The following is a 14,403-nucleotide window of genomic DNA, read 5'->3' on the forward strand; positions in this document are numbered from 1 at the left end:
TCGGCGGTATGGCGGGCAGGTCGGGGCCAGGGGCACCGGTTGCGGTGCCCCGCACGGTTTTCCACGGTGGGCGCAAGGACAGCAGTCTCGAAAGGAACCCCATGCGCGCCCTAGTCTCCCGCGGCCTCCTTGTCTCCCCCCTGGTCTGTGCCGCCCTGGTCTTCGGCCCGGCCGCCGCCACCGCTGCCGCCGCCGACGCCGGCCGAGAAGCCTCGGGAACCGGTGTCGCACAGACGGCTCTGCCTCCCGGTGCCGATGTCGCCGCGCTGCTGGACCGCATCCAAGCGATGGACACGACGCGGTACCACCACGCCCTGACCCCTCTCCTGGACACGCTGCCCGGCCTCACCACGGCGGACGGCACCGCCCTCGACCCCGCTCGGGCCGCCGCCTACGCCAAGGAAGTACGGGAGTGGAGCGACGCCCTGCAGAAGCGGCTGAGGCAACTGGACGCCGGCGGCACCGACCGCTCGGCGCGGGCGGCCGACCCCGTCTCGGACCTGCTGAGCGCGATCCAGGCCGCCGTCAACAGCCTGCTCAGCTCGCTGACCTCGCTCGACCTCGGCGGGGTGCTGGGCGCCGTCACCGGGCTGCTCGGGTCCATTCTCGACGCGGTCACGGGCCTCCTCGGCGCCGTGCCCGCGCTGCCGTCGCTGCCCGCCGCGGACGCTCCCGAGTCGACGACGATCGTCGTACCGTGAGGAACTGACCCGGAGCAACCCGTGGCCTGCCGCCGCGGCACCCAGGAACACGGGCGCCGCGGCGGCAGGCCCGTTCCGTGGCGGGACCGTCGGGTCAGTTCCCGGTCCAACCCGGGACCGTCTGCAACACCTGCTCGGCGACCCGTTCGAGAGCCGTGTCGTCGGGCAGTACGTCGTCCTGCCGCCAGATCGCGACCTCGAACGTCCCCCCGCCGTCGTCCTTCGCGTGCTTCGACACCAGGAGGCAGCGCGCCGTGCCGCCGGGCCCCGTGGTCGCCTTCCCGCCGCCGAGGTTGAAGCCGATGGAGATGGTCGGGCTGGAGTAGAGAACGGCCGGGTGACCGAGGACGGTCGTCTTGCGTGCGTCGCCCATCAGGTGGCCCACCTCGGCGACGGACAGGTCGTCGTAGGACGCCGACAGCTTCACGGAGTACGTCTTCAGGGTCACCGTGGCGTCGGGCGAGGGGATCTTCGTGCCGCCGGCGAGCGTGATCCAGTCCCCGCTGCCGCCGGCGGTCTCGGCCTGTTCCCGCGGTGTCCCCAGCAGGGCCGGAAGGTCGGGGCGGTTCAGCGCCTTGCACAGCCGTGCGCCCGAGACGTAACGGGCCGGCAGCCGCTCGGTCGACTTCGAGCAGGCCGCCGGTTCACTGCTCGCGTCCTGCGGGTGGACGAACGCCTTCTGAGCCCACAACACGCCCACCACGCCCAGGAACACGGCCACCGCCGCGATCGCCTGAACGACCGGTCTGCCTTCCTTCTCAGGCTCACTGAAAACTTCGGTCATGCCCCCACCCCCGCTGTGCGTCCCCTGTGCGCCCGTGGAGCCTAACTGATGTTCGTGGTACTGATGTTCACGGAGATGGCACGGGCCGCTCAGCCCCCTCGGTGGCTGCGGCTTCCCCCGGCGGTGTTTGATGGCGGCAGCACGCTCCAGGCCGGAGGAAGCAGAGGTGGGCGCGGTGGCCGACGGACGGGTCGTCGAGGCGGGCGGGAGCGCCCTGGTGGTGCGTCGCGCACCGCGGGACCGGACGCGGGCGGCAGTGCTGGTCCTGCACGGCGGGCAGGAGAACGGGCGCCGGCCGGCGCGCCCCTGGCAGCCGGCGGCCCTGCGCATGCGTCCCTTTCTGAGCTCCGCCGCGTCCGTCTCCTCGCCCCGCGACGTCCTGGTCGGCCAGGTGCGCTACCGGTACCGCGGCTGGAACGACGGCGCCGACCCGCTCCAGGACACCCTGCGCGCCCTCGACGAGCTGCGCGGCCGGGCCGGGGACGTGTCCGTGGTGCTGGTCGGCCACTCGATGGGCGGCCGGGCGGCGCTGCGCGCGGCGGCCGACCCCTCGGTACGCGGTGTGCTCGCGCTGGCGCCCTGGTGCCCGCCCGGCGACCCCGTGGACGATCTCACCGGGACCCGGATCCTCGTCCTGCACGGCGACCGTGACCGGGTCACCAAGCCCGCCGAGTCGGCCGTGTACGTACGGCAGGCCCGTGCGGCCGGTGCGCAGGCCGGAATGGTGCTGCTCAGGGGCGCGGATCACGCGATGCTCCGCCGCAGCCACGACTGGCACCGGGCCTCGGCCGCCGCCATCCGCCGGCTGCTGCGCCCCGAACGTGGTCTGGAGGGCTGGACGGCCGAGGCCTGTGGGGCCGAGGAGCCGCTTCTCCGTTGACGCGCGCCCTGATAAATTGCGGCGCCCCCACGCGGCATCCACTCCGAGGACGGCTGATGTCGATCACGAAGTTCGTCAAGCTTGTCACGTACCTGACAGCAATGCTCATGGCTCTCGCCCTGTCCGGCACCACCCCGGCGACCGCCGCACCACGGTCCGACGCCCCTGCACCGGCCGCGTCCGCCACCGGCACCTGGCAGCCGCCCCTGTCCACCCGGGGCCGCTACATCGTCGACGCCGCCGGGAACCGCTTCCGCCTCAAGGCCGCCAACTGGGACGGCGCCCAGGGCTCCTGGAACGGAAGCGGCAGCATCACCGACCCCGCCAACCACCACGCCGGCCAGGACTCCTACGGCATCCCCCTGGGTCTGGACCGTGCCTCCCTCCCCCAGCTGATGTCGGACTTCCAGGCGCTCGGCATCAACAGCATCCGGCTGCCGTTCTCGAACGAGATGATCCATACGACGGCCCCGGTACCGGACGCCGCGGTCACCGCGAATCCGCAGCTGCGCGGAGAGACTCCGCTGGAGGTCTACGACGCCGTCGTGGCCGCCCTGACCGGCGCGGGCTTCGCCGTCATCCTCAACAACCACACCAACACCTCCCGTTGGTGCTGCGGCATCGACGGCAACGAGCGGTGGAACAGCAGCCAGTCGACCCAGCAGTGGGCAGACGACTGGGTCTTCATGGCCCGGCGTTACGCGGCGAACTCCCGTGTCGTGGGCGCCGACCTCTACAACGAGGTACGCCGTGACGTCCTGAACGACCCCAACTGGGGCCTGGGCGACGACCACGACTGGTACGCGGCCGCCCAGCTCGCCGCCGACCGCATCCTCACCGAGGCCGACCCGGACCTGCTCATCGTCATCGAGGGCATCAACTGGACCGGGCTGCCGGTGGACGGCCTCCCGCACGACCGCCCCACCCTCGCCCCCGTCCGCACCCTCTCCCACACCCTGGTGGACGCCCACAAGCTGGTGTACTCCGCCCACTTCTACGGCTACACGGGCCCCCACCACAGCGGCGCCACCGGCATCGGCGAGACCAGCGACCCCCGCTACCAGGACCTGACCCGCGACGAGCTGTACCAGGTCCTCGCCGACCAGGCCTTCTTCGTCACCACCGAGGGCAAGCACTACACGGCGCCCGTGTGGATCAGCGAGTTCGGCATCGGCGCCGGCGAGACGGGGACGGCCGCCCGCACCTGGTTCGGCAACATCACCGACTACTTCGCCGACCACGACACCGACTTCGCCTACTGGCCGCTGGTCGGCTGGGAGGGCCACGACGACTGGGCGCTGCTGCGCTACGACTCCGCCGGGCACCGGTACGGCCTCCTCGACAGCGGCGACTGGCGGGCCACGGCCTGGGACCACCTGGTGAACTCCCCCGGCCGCACCGGCTACATCGCGCCGGGGACGACCTGGCGGATGCTGGCCACGGACCACGGCGACGCGGTCGAGTCCCTGCGCGTACGGGCGGGCGGCGACTGGGACTCGGGCGCCTACAAGGCGGTCTGCCCCGACGGGCTGCGGCTGATCGGCCTCGCGCACTCCGGCGGACGCGGCCTGTGCACCGACGCGACAACGGGTGATCTGCGGGCCACGGGCAACTCCCAGACGGTCGTCACGGACGAGCGGTACGTCCCGGCGGGCGGCGACTGGGCCTCCGGATACACCAAACTCCAGTGCCCCGCCGGGCAGTTCGGGATCGGCTACAGCCGTCGCGGTGAGCGGGTGTCGGCGCTGCTGTGCGCGCCCGCGCGCGCCGCGTTGAGCGCGAGCGGCCGCACGGTGTGGTTCGACCGGTCCGACAACCGCCCGGCCGACGGGGCGGGCGACGACTTCGCCTCCGGCGCCTACAAGGGTCAGTGCGCCGCCGGCGAGTACATCGCCGGAGTCGCCTTCACGACCCGGGTGGGCAGCACGCCGGGGCCCGCCGCCGTGCTGTGCGCGCCGGTGCCGTCCTGACCTCGTCGGTCACCGGCCCGCCGCTCCCCTCACCACCTTGGACAGAGCCCGGACGCTCACCGCGTCCGGGCTCAGGTGGGTCGTCCCGGTCAGCGGGCGGTCGCCGACCACGTCGAGGGTCCACTCCTCTTCCCGGTTCATGGCGTTCACGATCTCCTGCCATGTCAGGCCGGTGTCGTTCATCTCCTCGGGCAACCGGATATCGAGCACGAGAAGTCCGTCCACGTGCTCGCCGGTCGCATCCGCGTCCCGTCGGCTCAGGAAGCGTCCCTGCGGTGACTGGATGCGCACCTACGCCTGGACAGGAGTGCCGAGCTCCACGTCCGGCGTCGCCGTCACCCGCAGGGTGTCACCGCTGCCATCCCGAAGGGAAATTCGTACGCCGCACCGTCACGGTATCCGGCAAGGGCCACCGGCCAGCCGTCCGGGTCACCGTCCGCGACGCGCCAGAGCAGGTCGTAGCCGATCGGAGTGACGCCCCATCCGAGCAGGTCCGCTCAGGGCACCCGCGCCAGTCCGCCGCCCGGGGCCGGTACGGCCAGGTCGTCGTGGTGCGCCGGCGCGCCGGGGTTCTCGGCGGTGGCCGTGAGGATGGACTGCTGGAGCCGGCGCAGTCGTGCCGACGGTTCCAGGCCGAGGTCCCTGACAAGGAGGGTGCGCAGCTGCTGGTAGACGTGGAGCGCCTCGCCACGGCGGCCCGAGCGGTAGAGGGCGAGCATGAACTGGGCGTGCAGGTTCTCGTGGGTGCGGTAGCGGCTGGTCAGGACGGTGAGTTCGGCGAGCAGTTCGCGGTGCCGGCCGAGCCGCAGGTCGGCCTCGATGCGCTGGTCCAGGGCGCACAGCCGGCTCTCCTCCAGCCGTCGCGCCTCCATGGCCAGATGGGCTCCGGCGTGCACGTCGGCGAAGGGCGGCCCGGTCCACAGGTCCAGCGCCTGGCGCAGGGCACGGGAGGCGTCCGCGAAGTTCTCGTCGTCCATGGCCCGGCAGCCCAGTTCGCGGAGCCGCTCGAACTCCTGGATGTCGCTGTGGCCGCCTCCGGTGGCGAGCAGGTAGCCGCCCGGCAGGGTGGTGAGGACGTCCTTCGCGGAGGGCGCGTCCACGGCATCGGGACCGGGGCCCTGGCGCAGTGCCGTCGCGATGAGTTCCCTGAGCTGGAGCACATAGGTCTGCAGGGTGGTGCGGGCGCTGCGCGGCGGGGCGCCCGCCCAGAGTTCCTCGATGAGGGTGGAGACGGGCACCACCCGGCCGGCGCGCAGCGCCAGCAGGGCCAGCACCTGGCGGGGCTTCGGCGCGGTCGGGGCGATGGAGACCCCGTTCTCCCGCACGTTCAGTGCACCCAGCAGCCCGATGTCCACACGCGTCTCCCTGATCCTCACACCTGACACACCGCCAGTAGAAAACAGCACAAGCGGTCTGTCAACAGACCACCCGTCACTCTGCTTTCGACCGACAGCCGCAAGGTGCCGCACCGCCCCCGAGAAACACCGAAGTGGCTGCTCCGCGCCGTCTTTTCGACGACCCTCGGGGCGGGACGGCGCCGACCGGACGGTTCGGTCCGAGCCGTGAGCCGCAAAGGACTAGACCGGAGAACAGCACGAACGACGTCATCCGGTCGGTTACTTGACCATGGATCAGGTCAGCACCAGGAGACGGCCCACAGGCACTCGCCCAGGACGGCTGCCACCGCGGGTTCGGCCAGGGTCAAGGCCGTCGCGATCCGGGCAGTGATGTGCCGCGGGCCGTATCGGAAGAGCCCGTGACAGAGGAAGGTGATGACCGCCCCGGGCGAAGCTCGGTGACCGCCGTTGCCGACCGGTCCTGTCGGATCAGTGATCATCGGCAGCCCTCCGCCGCACGTCAATGACATGGCTGGGTCCACTTGTCGTATGATTCGACCAAGTTTTGGCCAACGTGCGTAGATATCGTTTCCGGGATCCACCCCGTGGGACAGACTCACCCGCGGAGGGGGGACGAGCACGGCCGAGTCACGCCGGGCGTGCCATCCCGCAGTGTCGCGTCGCCCAGGGGAGGGCGGCGAGCAGACCAGCGGAGGGATCCATGACGCAGTCGCTTCCGGGGCAGCACCCTGCCCAGGAGCAGGCGTTCGCCGGGCGCGGACGGCCACCGGTCGTCGTGATCGGAGCCGGACCGTACGGACTGTCGGTGGCCGCCCACTTACGGGCGGCGGGGGCGCCGGTCCGCGTCTTCGGTGACGTGATGGGCAGTTGGCGGCATGCCATGGCCACCGGGATGTTCCTGAAATCGACGCCGGCCGCCACCGATCTGTCGGCGCCGGAGCCGGGCGGCCGGCTGGCGGACTTCCGGCGTGAGCACGGCGAGCCGGAGCTGACCGAGCTGACCCCGATCCCGTGCGACGTCTTCGTACGGTACGGACAGTGGTTCCAGAAGCGGTACGTCGGTGAGGTGGAGCCGGCCCGGGTGACGGCGGTCGAGCGGCCCGGCTCCGGAGCCGGCTTCGTGGTCCGGGCCGACGACGGGCAGGAGATGACGGCCTCGGCCGTCGTGGTGGCGACCGGTCTGAACGGACTCGCCCATGTGCCGGACGAGTTGCGGCACCTCGCACCCGAGGGTCCCGGCCCCCGGGCGCCGGTGTCGCACACCAGCCACCACACCGATCTGTCCGCGTACGCGGGCCGGCGGGTGGCGGTCGTCGGCGGTGGCCAGTCCGCACTGGAGAGTGCCGCGCTGCTGCACGAGGCGGGCGCCGAGGCGCAGGTTCTGGTGCGCGAGCGGAAGGTGCTGTGGGGCATGACCCCGGACCTGGCCCGGCCCTGGATCCAGCGGCTGACCAAGCCGGCCTCGCCGCTGGGCACCGGCTGGATCCTGGCCGGGGTCTGCGCGGCACCGGGCGGTGTGCGGTGGTTTCCGGCGCCCGCGCGGCTGCTGCTGTTCCGGCGGGCGCTCGGCCCCTCGGGCGGCTGGTGGCTGCGGGAGCGGGTGGAGGGTGCCGTTCCGGTGCACACCTCGCGGCGGATCACCGGTGCCGTGCTCTCCGGGCCGGTGGTGCGCCTGGATGTCGCCGGTCCCGGGGGCGAGCGCGAGTCCCTCACCGTCGACCACGTGCTGGCGGCCACCGGTTACCGGCTGGACCTCGACGCGCTGCCCTTCCTGTCCTCCACGGTGCGTCGCGACGTGGCGTGCGTGCCGGGTTCGAGGGCTCCCGCGCTGCGGGGGACGTTCGAGTCGTCGGTGCCGGGGCTGTACTTCACGGGCTCGCTCGCGGCGCCGATGTTCGGGCCGATGATGCGGTTCGTGGCGGGCACGGAGTTCGCGGCCGTCCGCATCGCCCGGCACATCGGAACCTCCTGAGCAGCGGAATTCGGTTGCGGCGGGGCCGGTGAGCCCGGTGAGCTGGTTCCATGGACGGTGCCGTGGAGCAGGCGCGACGGGCGAGGGCGGGCGGCGACCGCCCGCGTGCGCGGCGACCGGCCCGGTGGCACGGGCCGGCGCTGCTCGGCGCCCTGATGCTGGCCGCCTTCACCTTCAACACCGCCGAAAACCTGCCGGTCGGCCTCCTGGAGGTGATCTCCGCCGGTCTGCGGGTGTCGCTGCCGGCGGCCGGCCTGCTGATCACCGGTTACGGCATCACGGTGGCCGTGGCCTCGCTGCCGCTCGCCCATGTCACCCGGGCCGTGCCCCGGCGCCATGTGCTCACCGGGCTGCTGGCCGCGCTCGTCGTGTCCAGCGCGGCCGCGGCGTCGGCCACCTCCTACGGGCAGCTCCTCGTGGCCCGGCTGCTGACCGCGCTCGCCCAGGCGCTGTTCTGGGCGGTACTGGGACCGGTGGCGGTAGGTCTGTTCACGCCCCGGGTCCGGGGGCGGGTCGTCGGGGCGCTGTCCGTGGCCGGTTCGCTCGCCCTCGTCCTCGGTGTGCCCGCCGGGACCTGGCTGGGCCGGCACAGCGACTGGCGGACGCCGATGGCGGCGCTGGCGGTGCCGGGGCTCGTGTCCCTGGTGACGATCGCGGTGCTGCTGCCGACCTCGCCTCCGGAAGACGCGCCCGCCGCCTACGGAACCCGTCCGGACACCCGCCGGTTCGTCACGGTGCTGGCGGCCGGCACGCTGTCCGCCACCGGGGCGTTCGCGGGCTACACCTACATCGTGACGTTCCTGGGGGAGGTGAGCGGATTCTCGCCGGACTCGGTCGGCTCCCTGCTGGTGGTCTTCGGGGTGGCGTGTCTGGCCGGTGTGGCCGTCACCGGGGCGCTCCTCGACCGCTTCCCGCAGTCCGCGCTCACCACCGCCGTGGCCGTGCAGGCGGTGGGCATGCTCGGCCTGTACTCGGCCGGCGGCCGTCCGGTGCCGGCGGTGGTGTTCCTGGTGCTGATGGGCGGTGCGCTCGGACCGGTGTTCATGGCCGCCCAGAACGCGATGCTGCTCTGCGCCCCGGGCCGCACGGACATGGCTCTCGCGGCCAACTCCGGCTTCTACAACGCCGGTATCGCGGCGGGTGCCGCGCTCGGCGGACTGATCCTGCCGCCGGCCGGGGTGCGGGCCGTCTTCCTGGCGGGCGGGCTGCTGACCGCCGGGGCCTGCGCGGTGCTGCTCGGCGGCCGACTGCTGCGTGCCGGGCGGGTGGTCAGCCGACCTGGGTGAGCGGGCCTGCGGCGTCGGGCGCCGGTGTCTCGTCCTCGGTGGCCGCCAGGACGGACTGGCGCACCTTGCCCAGCACGGCCGAGGGTTCCAGGCCGAAGTCGCGTACGAGGGTGGTGCGCAGTCGCTGGTAGGCGGCGAGGGCCTCGCTGCGGCGGCCCGAGCGGTGCAGGGCGAGCATGAGCTGGCCGCACAGGCTCTCGTGGGTGGGGTGCCGGCTGACCAGCACGGTGAGTTCGGCGATCAGCTCACGGTGCCGGCCGAGCCGCAGATCGGCCTCGATGCGCCGGTCCAGCGCGCACAGCCGGCTCTCCTCCAGCCCTCTGATCTCGGCGCGCAGACAGTCTCCGGCGGGGACGTCGGCCAGGGCCGGACCGGTCCACAGGTCGAGCGCCGTACGCAGCAGCCGGGCGGCCTCGCGATGGTCCCCCGCGTCCGTCGCCCCGTACCCGCTCCGGGCGAGCCGCTCGAACTCCCGGACGTCACTGGTGCCTTCACCGCTGTCGAGCAGATAGCCGCCGGGTACGGTGCGCAGCACCTGTTTCGCGGTACGTCCGTCCGCGTCGCCGCCCGTCCCCGCCGACGCTCCGGCGATGAGTTCGCGCAGGTGCATGACGTACGTCTGCAGGGTGGGGCGCGCGCTGCGCGGTGGCCGTTGCCCCCAGAGTTCCTCGGTGAGCGTCGCGACGGTCACGGCCCGGTCGGCGTGCAGGGCGAGAAGGGCGAGCACCTGACGCGGCTTGGGCGCGGTCGGGGTGATGGAGACGCCCATCTCGCGCACGTCGAGCGTGCCGAGTATGCCGATGTCCACGCCGTCCCCCTGCCCGTCCGCCACTTGGATGCTCCGAGGCGAGTCCCGGGCACCCGAGTCAAAAACGGCATGGACGGTTTGTCAAATCGAACACCCGTGACTTTATCGGCTCTTGACTCGGAGTCAGGAGTCGGACAGCACGGCGCCCGCGAACTCGCTGTCGTGGGCAGCCAGTTGAGGAAGCACCAGTGACCAGAACTGCTCGACGTGCTGGGGTGAGATCCGGTCACGGTCCGCCGCGCCGAGCACCTCGAACCCGACCGTCGCGGCGACTATCACCGCGGCGACCCGGTCCGGCGCCACTCCCTCGGCCAGTTCCCCTTGGTGCTGGGCCTGCACCAGTTGTTCGCACACCCAGGTACGCCACCAGCATCCGAACCCCATGCCGTTCTTGCGGGAGGGGTCGACGCTCAGTTTGAAGCCCGCGCGGACGACGGCATCGGTGGCGACCGTGACCAGCAGTTCCCGGGTGACCGTGATCAGCAGGTGCAGCGCGGAGGCGGCCGACGGGCGCCGGTCGGCGACCATGTGCTCGATGGTCCGCCGGGCCGCGCCCTCCACCTCGACCGCGAGGGCGTCCTTGCTGGGAAAGTGGAAGTGCAGCGCTCCGGCGCTCACTCCGGCCCGCCTGCTGATCGCGGGCAGCGAGGACAGCGCGTAGCCGTCCTCCGCGAAGATCTCGGCTGCGGCATGAACGAGGGCCTGGCGGGTTCGGGCCGCCCGGAGCTGCTTGACCATCGCGTCCCCCTGTTGATCCGGGCGAATCCGGAATTGGACGGTCCGATTCCCCCTGGGCCTGCAACATTGCGATTCGAGAACCCTAGCAAACAGCATGATTGGTAGGTTTGCCAGCGCTCGGAGGGTGGGCAGAGGACCCCGGCGGCCCTCTCGCATCATCGGAGCACGGCGCTCCGCACATAACAAACCGGCGAGGTGGTTCGGTCCGGGGCGGGTCAGGCCTCGGTGGCCACCAGCGATTCCTGTCGCCGACGCTCGACTTCCTCGACGACTCGGGCGCCCCGGTCGGGCGCGGTGTCCAGCCGGATCAGGGCCGCGGGAGTGGCTATGGCCGGCAGTACGTGGTTGTAGAGGACGGAGATACGGTCGTTGAGATCCGTCCAGTCGGAGACGACCTCGGACATGAACTGGGTCCCGATCCAGGCCCCGAGGAAGCACTCAGCGGTCTCCTGGGGCGTGACGTGCGGCAGCACCTCGCCGCGCTCCTTGGCCTCCACCAGTTTCTCGGTCACCACCTCGGTCCAGGCGGGCCAGGCGCTGCCGAACAGCGAACGCCCCTGGAGGTCCGCCGACAGCCGTATGCCGGCGAGCAGGATGACCTCCTTGGGGATGCGGTGGGCCAGCGTCATGCCGATGTCCACCCACTCCTGGAGCTTCAGCTCGCGCGGTACCCAGTAGTCGTCGCTGATCTGGGCGTTGATCACACCCCGCGCGAGGGCTTCCTTGGAGTCGAAGTGGAAGTACAGGGCCCCTTTGGTCACTCCGGCCCGCTCGAGGATCTCGGCGATCGTCGCCGCCGTGTATCCGCGCTCGGCGAAGACCGCGGCAGCGGCCTCGACAACAGCACGGCGGGTCCGAATCGCACGCTCCTGCCGCGCCATGGGGACCCCTCCTCGGTCAAAACAAAACCGGACGTGACGTACCTTACCCCAATCGGGGGTCGGTATTTCGGCCGCACGGGGCCGATTCCCGGCCGGTCCCGCGGCGGCGCCGGGGCGTCGGCGCGGGACTCGTCGGGCAGTTCACCAGGCGGTGCGCCCGCCGTCCACGGTAAGTGTGGCACCCGTGACGAAGCTCGCTCTGTCGCTGCACAGCCAGGCGGCGGCCTCCGCGACCTCCTCGGGGTCGGCGGCGCGTGCCTGCGGGGCGGAGCGGTAGGCCCGTGCCTCGTTCTCGGGCGACTTGGCGAACCAGTCGTCGATCATCTCGGAGCGGGTCAGGCCCGGGGCGATGGCGTTCACGCGGATGTGGTGCGGGGCGTACTCGACGGCGGCGGCCTTGGTCAGTCCGATCACCGCGTGCTTGGAGGCGATGTAGGGCGCGGCCGTCGAGGAGGCGACCAGCCCGCCCACGCTGCTGGTGTTGACGATCGAGCCGCCCCCGGTCTCCAGCATGGCCGTGATCTCGTGACGCAGGCAGTTCCACACGCCCCGTACGTTGGTCTCGGTGACCCGCTCGTAGTCGGCGTCGTCGATGAGATGCATCGGGGTCTTCGGCAGTGCGACGCCGGCGTTGTTGAAAGCGGCGTCGAGACGGCCGTAGCGCTCGACGGCGAACTCGACGGTCCGTCGTACCTCTTCCCCGTCGCGCACGTCCAGGGTGCGGTGGCTCGCCTCGGCGCCCTCGGCGCGCAGTTCGTCGGCGAGGGCGCGCAGCTTGTCCTCGCGGCGGGCGGTCAGGACGACGGTGGCGCCCTGCCGGGCGAAGACCCGGGCGGCGGCCGCGCCGATACCGCTGCTGGCACCGGTGATGAGGACGACCCGGCCGGCCAGCGCCGCTCCTTGTGCTGCGGTCACCTGGTCACCTCCGGGGCGGTGGAGAGGGAGTCGGCATCATGCCAGAAGATGTCGAGCCCGGCCTCCCTGTCCAGGGTGCGCAGACGCTGCTCGTCGATCTCGGCGAGGCCGCCTACCAGGTGCCGGACGCCGAGTTCGCGCATCAGCTGGCGCTGGAAGCCGTGCTCGAAGGTGCTGGGGTGCCCGACGAACGGCACGTCCAGTTCCTTGGCGTGGCCGGCGAAGCGGGCCACGTCGTCGATGAAGAGGACCTGGTGGCGGTCGAGGCCGAAGTGGTCCTCGGCTATCTCCCTGATGCCGGGGCGGAAGTCGTTGGTGCAGATGTAGTGCGGGGCGGTGAACAGCTGCTCCCAGGCGCCGAGATGGCGGCGGAAGTGGTCCTCGTCGAGGCCGCCGTAACAGATGACGTCGAGGCCCAAGGCGCGCAGCCGGTGCAGGAGTTCCTCGGCGCCGTCGAGGGTGCGGACGGGGTGGGTGCGCAGGTAGTGCTCGCGTTCGGCGAAGTAGTCGGCGATGGCCTCCTGCTCGCTCACGTCGGCGCCGGTCTCCTCCAGCAGCACCCGGGCGGCGGCGAGGCGGGACTGGGAGAAGAGCCGCTGTTCCAGCTCCCGGGTGTACGCACCGCCGTACTTGAGGACGAGGCGGTGCAGGACCGGGCTGAAGCTGTCGTTGAGCAGGACGCCGTCGATGTTGACGGCGGCGAGGCGCAGGGTGCGCAGTGGTTCCATCGGGTCTCCCTCTCGCGGGCCGTTCGACAATCATGCAGTGGCTGTCGGGACCGGGGGCGGCTCGGGTGCCTCGGCGGGCGGCTAACTCCCGGGAGAGATGGCCGAAAGAGACCGCTGGACAGGTTTTGACAGAGGCGAGCCGGGCCCGTCACCCGCCGATAACCGGCCGCCGACATCTGCCAGTTAGTCCGTTTTTCGCCGTGCCTTCGGCTTGATTGAGCGCGAAAATACTTGGCCAAACCACCACCGAGCGGAGTCATGCATGGACGGAGTCCAACCACACTTGGCGAATCCTTTACCTTGCGGCCGACCCGAGAAAACCGGTAGGTCCGTATCTTATAGGCGTCGAACAGAGCTTCAGCGAACGAAGAGCTTTCCGACGGGGGGTTATCGATGAGCCTGTCCGCCAGCGAGATCGGAGTCGGTCTGCCCGCACTGCCCCGGCTGACCACCACGGTCCCGAAGGAGTACGTCCACCGGGCGTCCCTGGCCGAGGTGTTCCTCAGCGGGTGTACCGCGCAGGACGACGGGCTGCGGTTCTCCCTCACCGGACAGTGGCCACGCGCCCACACCTTCTTCAACAGTGCCGACGGTTCGAGTCACGATCCGCTTCAGGCCGCAGAGACGTTTCGGCAGGCCGGCATGTTCGTGACGCACGCCGAACACGGCGTACCGCTCGGGCATCAGTTCGTCCTGTGGTCGCTCAGTTGCCACACCGATCTGGAGCAGCTGCGGATCGGCTCCCGGCCGACCGACTTCGAGCTGGAGGTGACGTGCCCGGACACCGCGCCGCGCGGCAGGGCGTCCGCGCGCCGGATGGGCATAGGGTTCGCGCTGCGCCGGGACGGCCGGCCCGTGGCCCACGGAGACGGGCTGTACTCCATCGTCACGCCGTCCGTCTACGCGCGGCTGCGGGCCAACCGGCCCGGAAAGCAGGCGGGTTCGGCGGACCCGATGGTCGCGGCCGACCCGATGCCACCGTCCGCCGTCGGCCGCACCTCCCCCGCCGATGTGGTGCTGACGCCCACGGACAGGCCCGACCGGTGGCTGCTCACCCCGGACCTGGCCCATCCGATCCTGTTCGACCACGGCGGTGACCATCTGCCCGGCATGGTCCTGCTGGAGGGTGCCCGCCAGGCCGCCTGCGCCCGGCTGGCACCCCGTGCACTGATACCGGCGAGCACCTCCACGACGTTCGACCGCTACGTCGAACTCGACAGCCCGTGCTGGGTGGACGTGACCGAGGTGACCCCTGGGGGCGACGGCACGGTGACCGTGCGGGTCGTCGGCCGGCAGGGCGGCGAGACCGTCTTCACCTCCACCGTGCACGGGCCCGTCGTCGACTGAAGGCGCCGCGAAACGGCCGCCGCCGGGTCCCGGTT

Annotated in this window: 14 protein-coding genes; 6 read left to right on the plus strand and 8 right to left on the minus strand. The window is 71.6% G+C overall.

Annotated features, from left to right (window positions below):
* The first annotated feature begins 101 nt into the window (after positions 1–101).
* Positions 102–701, plus strand: a complete 600-nt coding sequence (locus ACFWXC_RS50575; RefSeq protein WP_384490676.1) for a hypothetical protein — start codon at positions 102–104, stop codon at positions 699–701.
* A gap of 94 nt (positions 702–795) precedes the next feature.
* On the opposite strand, the gene ACFWXC_RS50580 is transcribed toward ACFWXC_RS50575, so the two are convergent.
* Positions 796–1,485 (minus strand): DUF6215 domain-containing protein, encoded by a 690-nt coding sequence (locus tag ACFWXC_RS50580; protein WP_384490678.1) that lies wholly within the window; start codon positions 1,483–1,485, stop codon positions 796–798.
* A 175-nt stretch (positions 1,486–1,660) separates the two neighbouring features.
* Between ACFWXC_RS50580 and ACFWXC_RS50585 the strand changes: the two genes are divergently transcribed.
* Both ACFWXC_RS50585 and ACFWXC_RS50590 read left to right on the plus strand, forming a co-directional pair.
* A complete protein-coding gene (locus ACFWXC_RS50585) occupies positions 1,661–2,365 on the plus strand; it encodes an alpha/beta fold hydrolase (protein ID WP_384490680.1) in 705 nt (234 codons plus the stop codon).
* A 56-nt stretch (positions 2,366–2,421) separates the two neighbouring features.
* A complete protein-coding gene (locus tag ACFWXC_RS50590) occupies positions 2,422–4,335 on the plus strand; it encodes a glycoside hydrolase family 5 protein (protein WP_384490682.1) in 1,914 nt (637 codons plus the stop codon).
* Between the two features lie 9 nt (positions 4,336–4,344).
* On the opposite strand, the gene ACFWXC_RS50595 is transcribed toward ACFWXC_RS50590, so the two are convergent.
* Both ACFWXC_RS50595 and ACFWXC_RS50600 read right to left on the minus strand, forming a co-directional pair.
* Positions 4,345–4,626: a hypothetical protein gene (locus ACFWXC_RS50595; protein ID WP_384490684.1), complete on the minus strand. Its 282-nt coding sequence runs from the start codon at positions 4,624–4,626 to the stop codon at positions 4,345–4,347.
* 206 nt (positions 4,627–4,832) lie between these two features.
* Positions 4,833–5,690 (minus strand): BTAD domain-containing putative transcriptional regulator, encoded by an 858-nt coding sequence (locus ACFWXC_RS50600; RefSeq protein ID WP_384490686.1) that lies wholly within the window; start codon positions 5,688–5,690, stop codon positions 4,833–4,835.
* A 703-nt stretch (positions 5,691–6,393) separates the two neighbouring features.
* On the opposite strand from ACFWXC_RS50600, the gene ACFWXC_RS50605 reads away from it, so the two are divergent.
* Together ACFWXC_RS50605 and ACFWXC_RS50610 are read left to right on the plus strand one after the other, a co-directional pair.
* Entirely contained in the window at positions 6,394–7,665 is a 1,272-nt protein-coding gene (locus ACFWXC_RS50605) for an FAD-dependent oxidoreductase (protein WP_384490688.1), read from the plus strand.
* A 155-nt stretch (positions 7,666–7,820) separates the two neighbouring features.
* Positions 7,821–8,951, plus strand: coding sequence for an MFS transporter (locus tag ACFWXC_RS50610; protein WP_384490701.1), 1,131 nt, complete (start codon positions 7,821–7,823; stop codon positions 8,949–8,951).
* Here ACFWXC_RS50610 and ACFWXC_RS50615 read toward each other — a convergent pair.
* The 5 genes from ACFWXC_RS50615 to ACFWXC_RS50635 form a co-directional block, all read right to left on the minus strand.
* Positions 8,935–9,759 carry a BTAD domain-containing putative transcriptional regulator gene (locus ACFWXC_RS50615; RefSeq protein WP_384490703.1) on the minus strand — a complete coding sequence of 275 codons (825 nt, stop codon included), beginning with the start codon at positions 9,757–9,759 and terminating at the stop codon, positions 8,935–8,937. The genes ACFWXC_RS50610 and ACFWXC_RS50615 overlap by 17 nt on opposite strands.
* Before the next feature lie 123 nt (positions 9,760–9,882).
* Positions 9,883–10,497: a ScbR family autoregulator-binding transcription factor gene (locus ACFWXC_RS50620; RefSeq protein WP_384490690.1), complete on the minus strand. Its 615-nt coding sequence runs from the start codon at positions 10,495–10,497 to the stop codon at positions 9,883–9,885.
* A gap of 215 nt (positions 10,498–10,712) precedes the next feature.
* Positions 10,713–11,378 (minus strand): ScbR family autoregulator-binding transcription factor, encoded by a 666-nt coding sequence (locus ACFWXC_RS50625; protein WP_360496077.1) that lies wholly within the window; start codon positions 11,376–11,378, stop codon positions 10,713–10,715.
* A gap of 141 nt (positions 11,379–11,519) precedes the next feature.
* Positions 11,520–12,293: an SDR family NAD(P)-dependent oxidoreductase gene (locus ACFWXC_RS50630; RefSeq protein WP_384490693.1), complete on the minus strand. Its 774-nt coding sequence runs from the start codon at positions 12,291–12,293 to the stop codon at positions 11,520–11,522.
* Complete coding sequence (locus ACFWXC_RS50635; RefSeq protein WP_384490695.1) at positions 12,290–13,021, minus strand: HAD family phosphatase; 732 nt, start codon at positions 13,019–13,021, stop codon at positions 12,290–12,292. Before ACFWXC_RS50635 ends, ACFWXC_RS50630 begins: the two co-directional genes overlap by 4 nt.
* Positions 13,022–13,414: 393 nt before the next feature.
* Here ACFWXC_RS50635 and ACFWXC_RS50640 point away from each other — a divergent pair, with 393 nt between their 5' ends.
* Entirely contained in the window at positions 13,415–14,368 is a 954-nt protein-coding gene (locus tag ACFWXC_RS50640) for a ScbA/BarX family gamma-butyrolactone biosynthesis protein (protein WP_384490697.1), read from the plus strand.
* The last annotated feature ends 35 nt before the right edge of the window (positions 14,369–14,403 follow it).

The organism is Streptomyces sp. NPDC058683 (genome assembly GCF_042716195.1).
GTDB lineage: Bacteria > Actinomycetota > Actinomycetes > Streptomycetales > Streptomycetaceae > Streptomyces.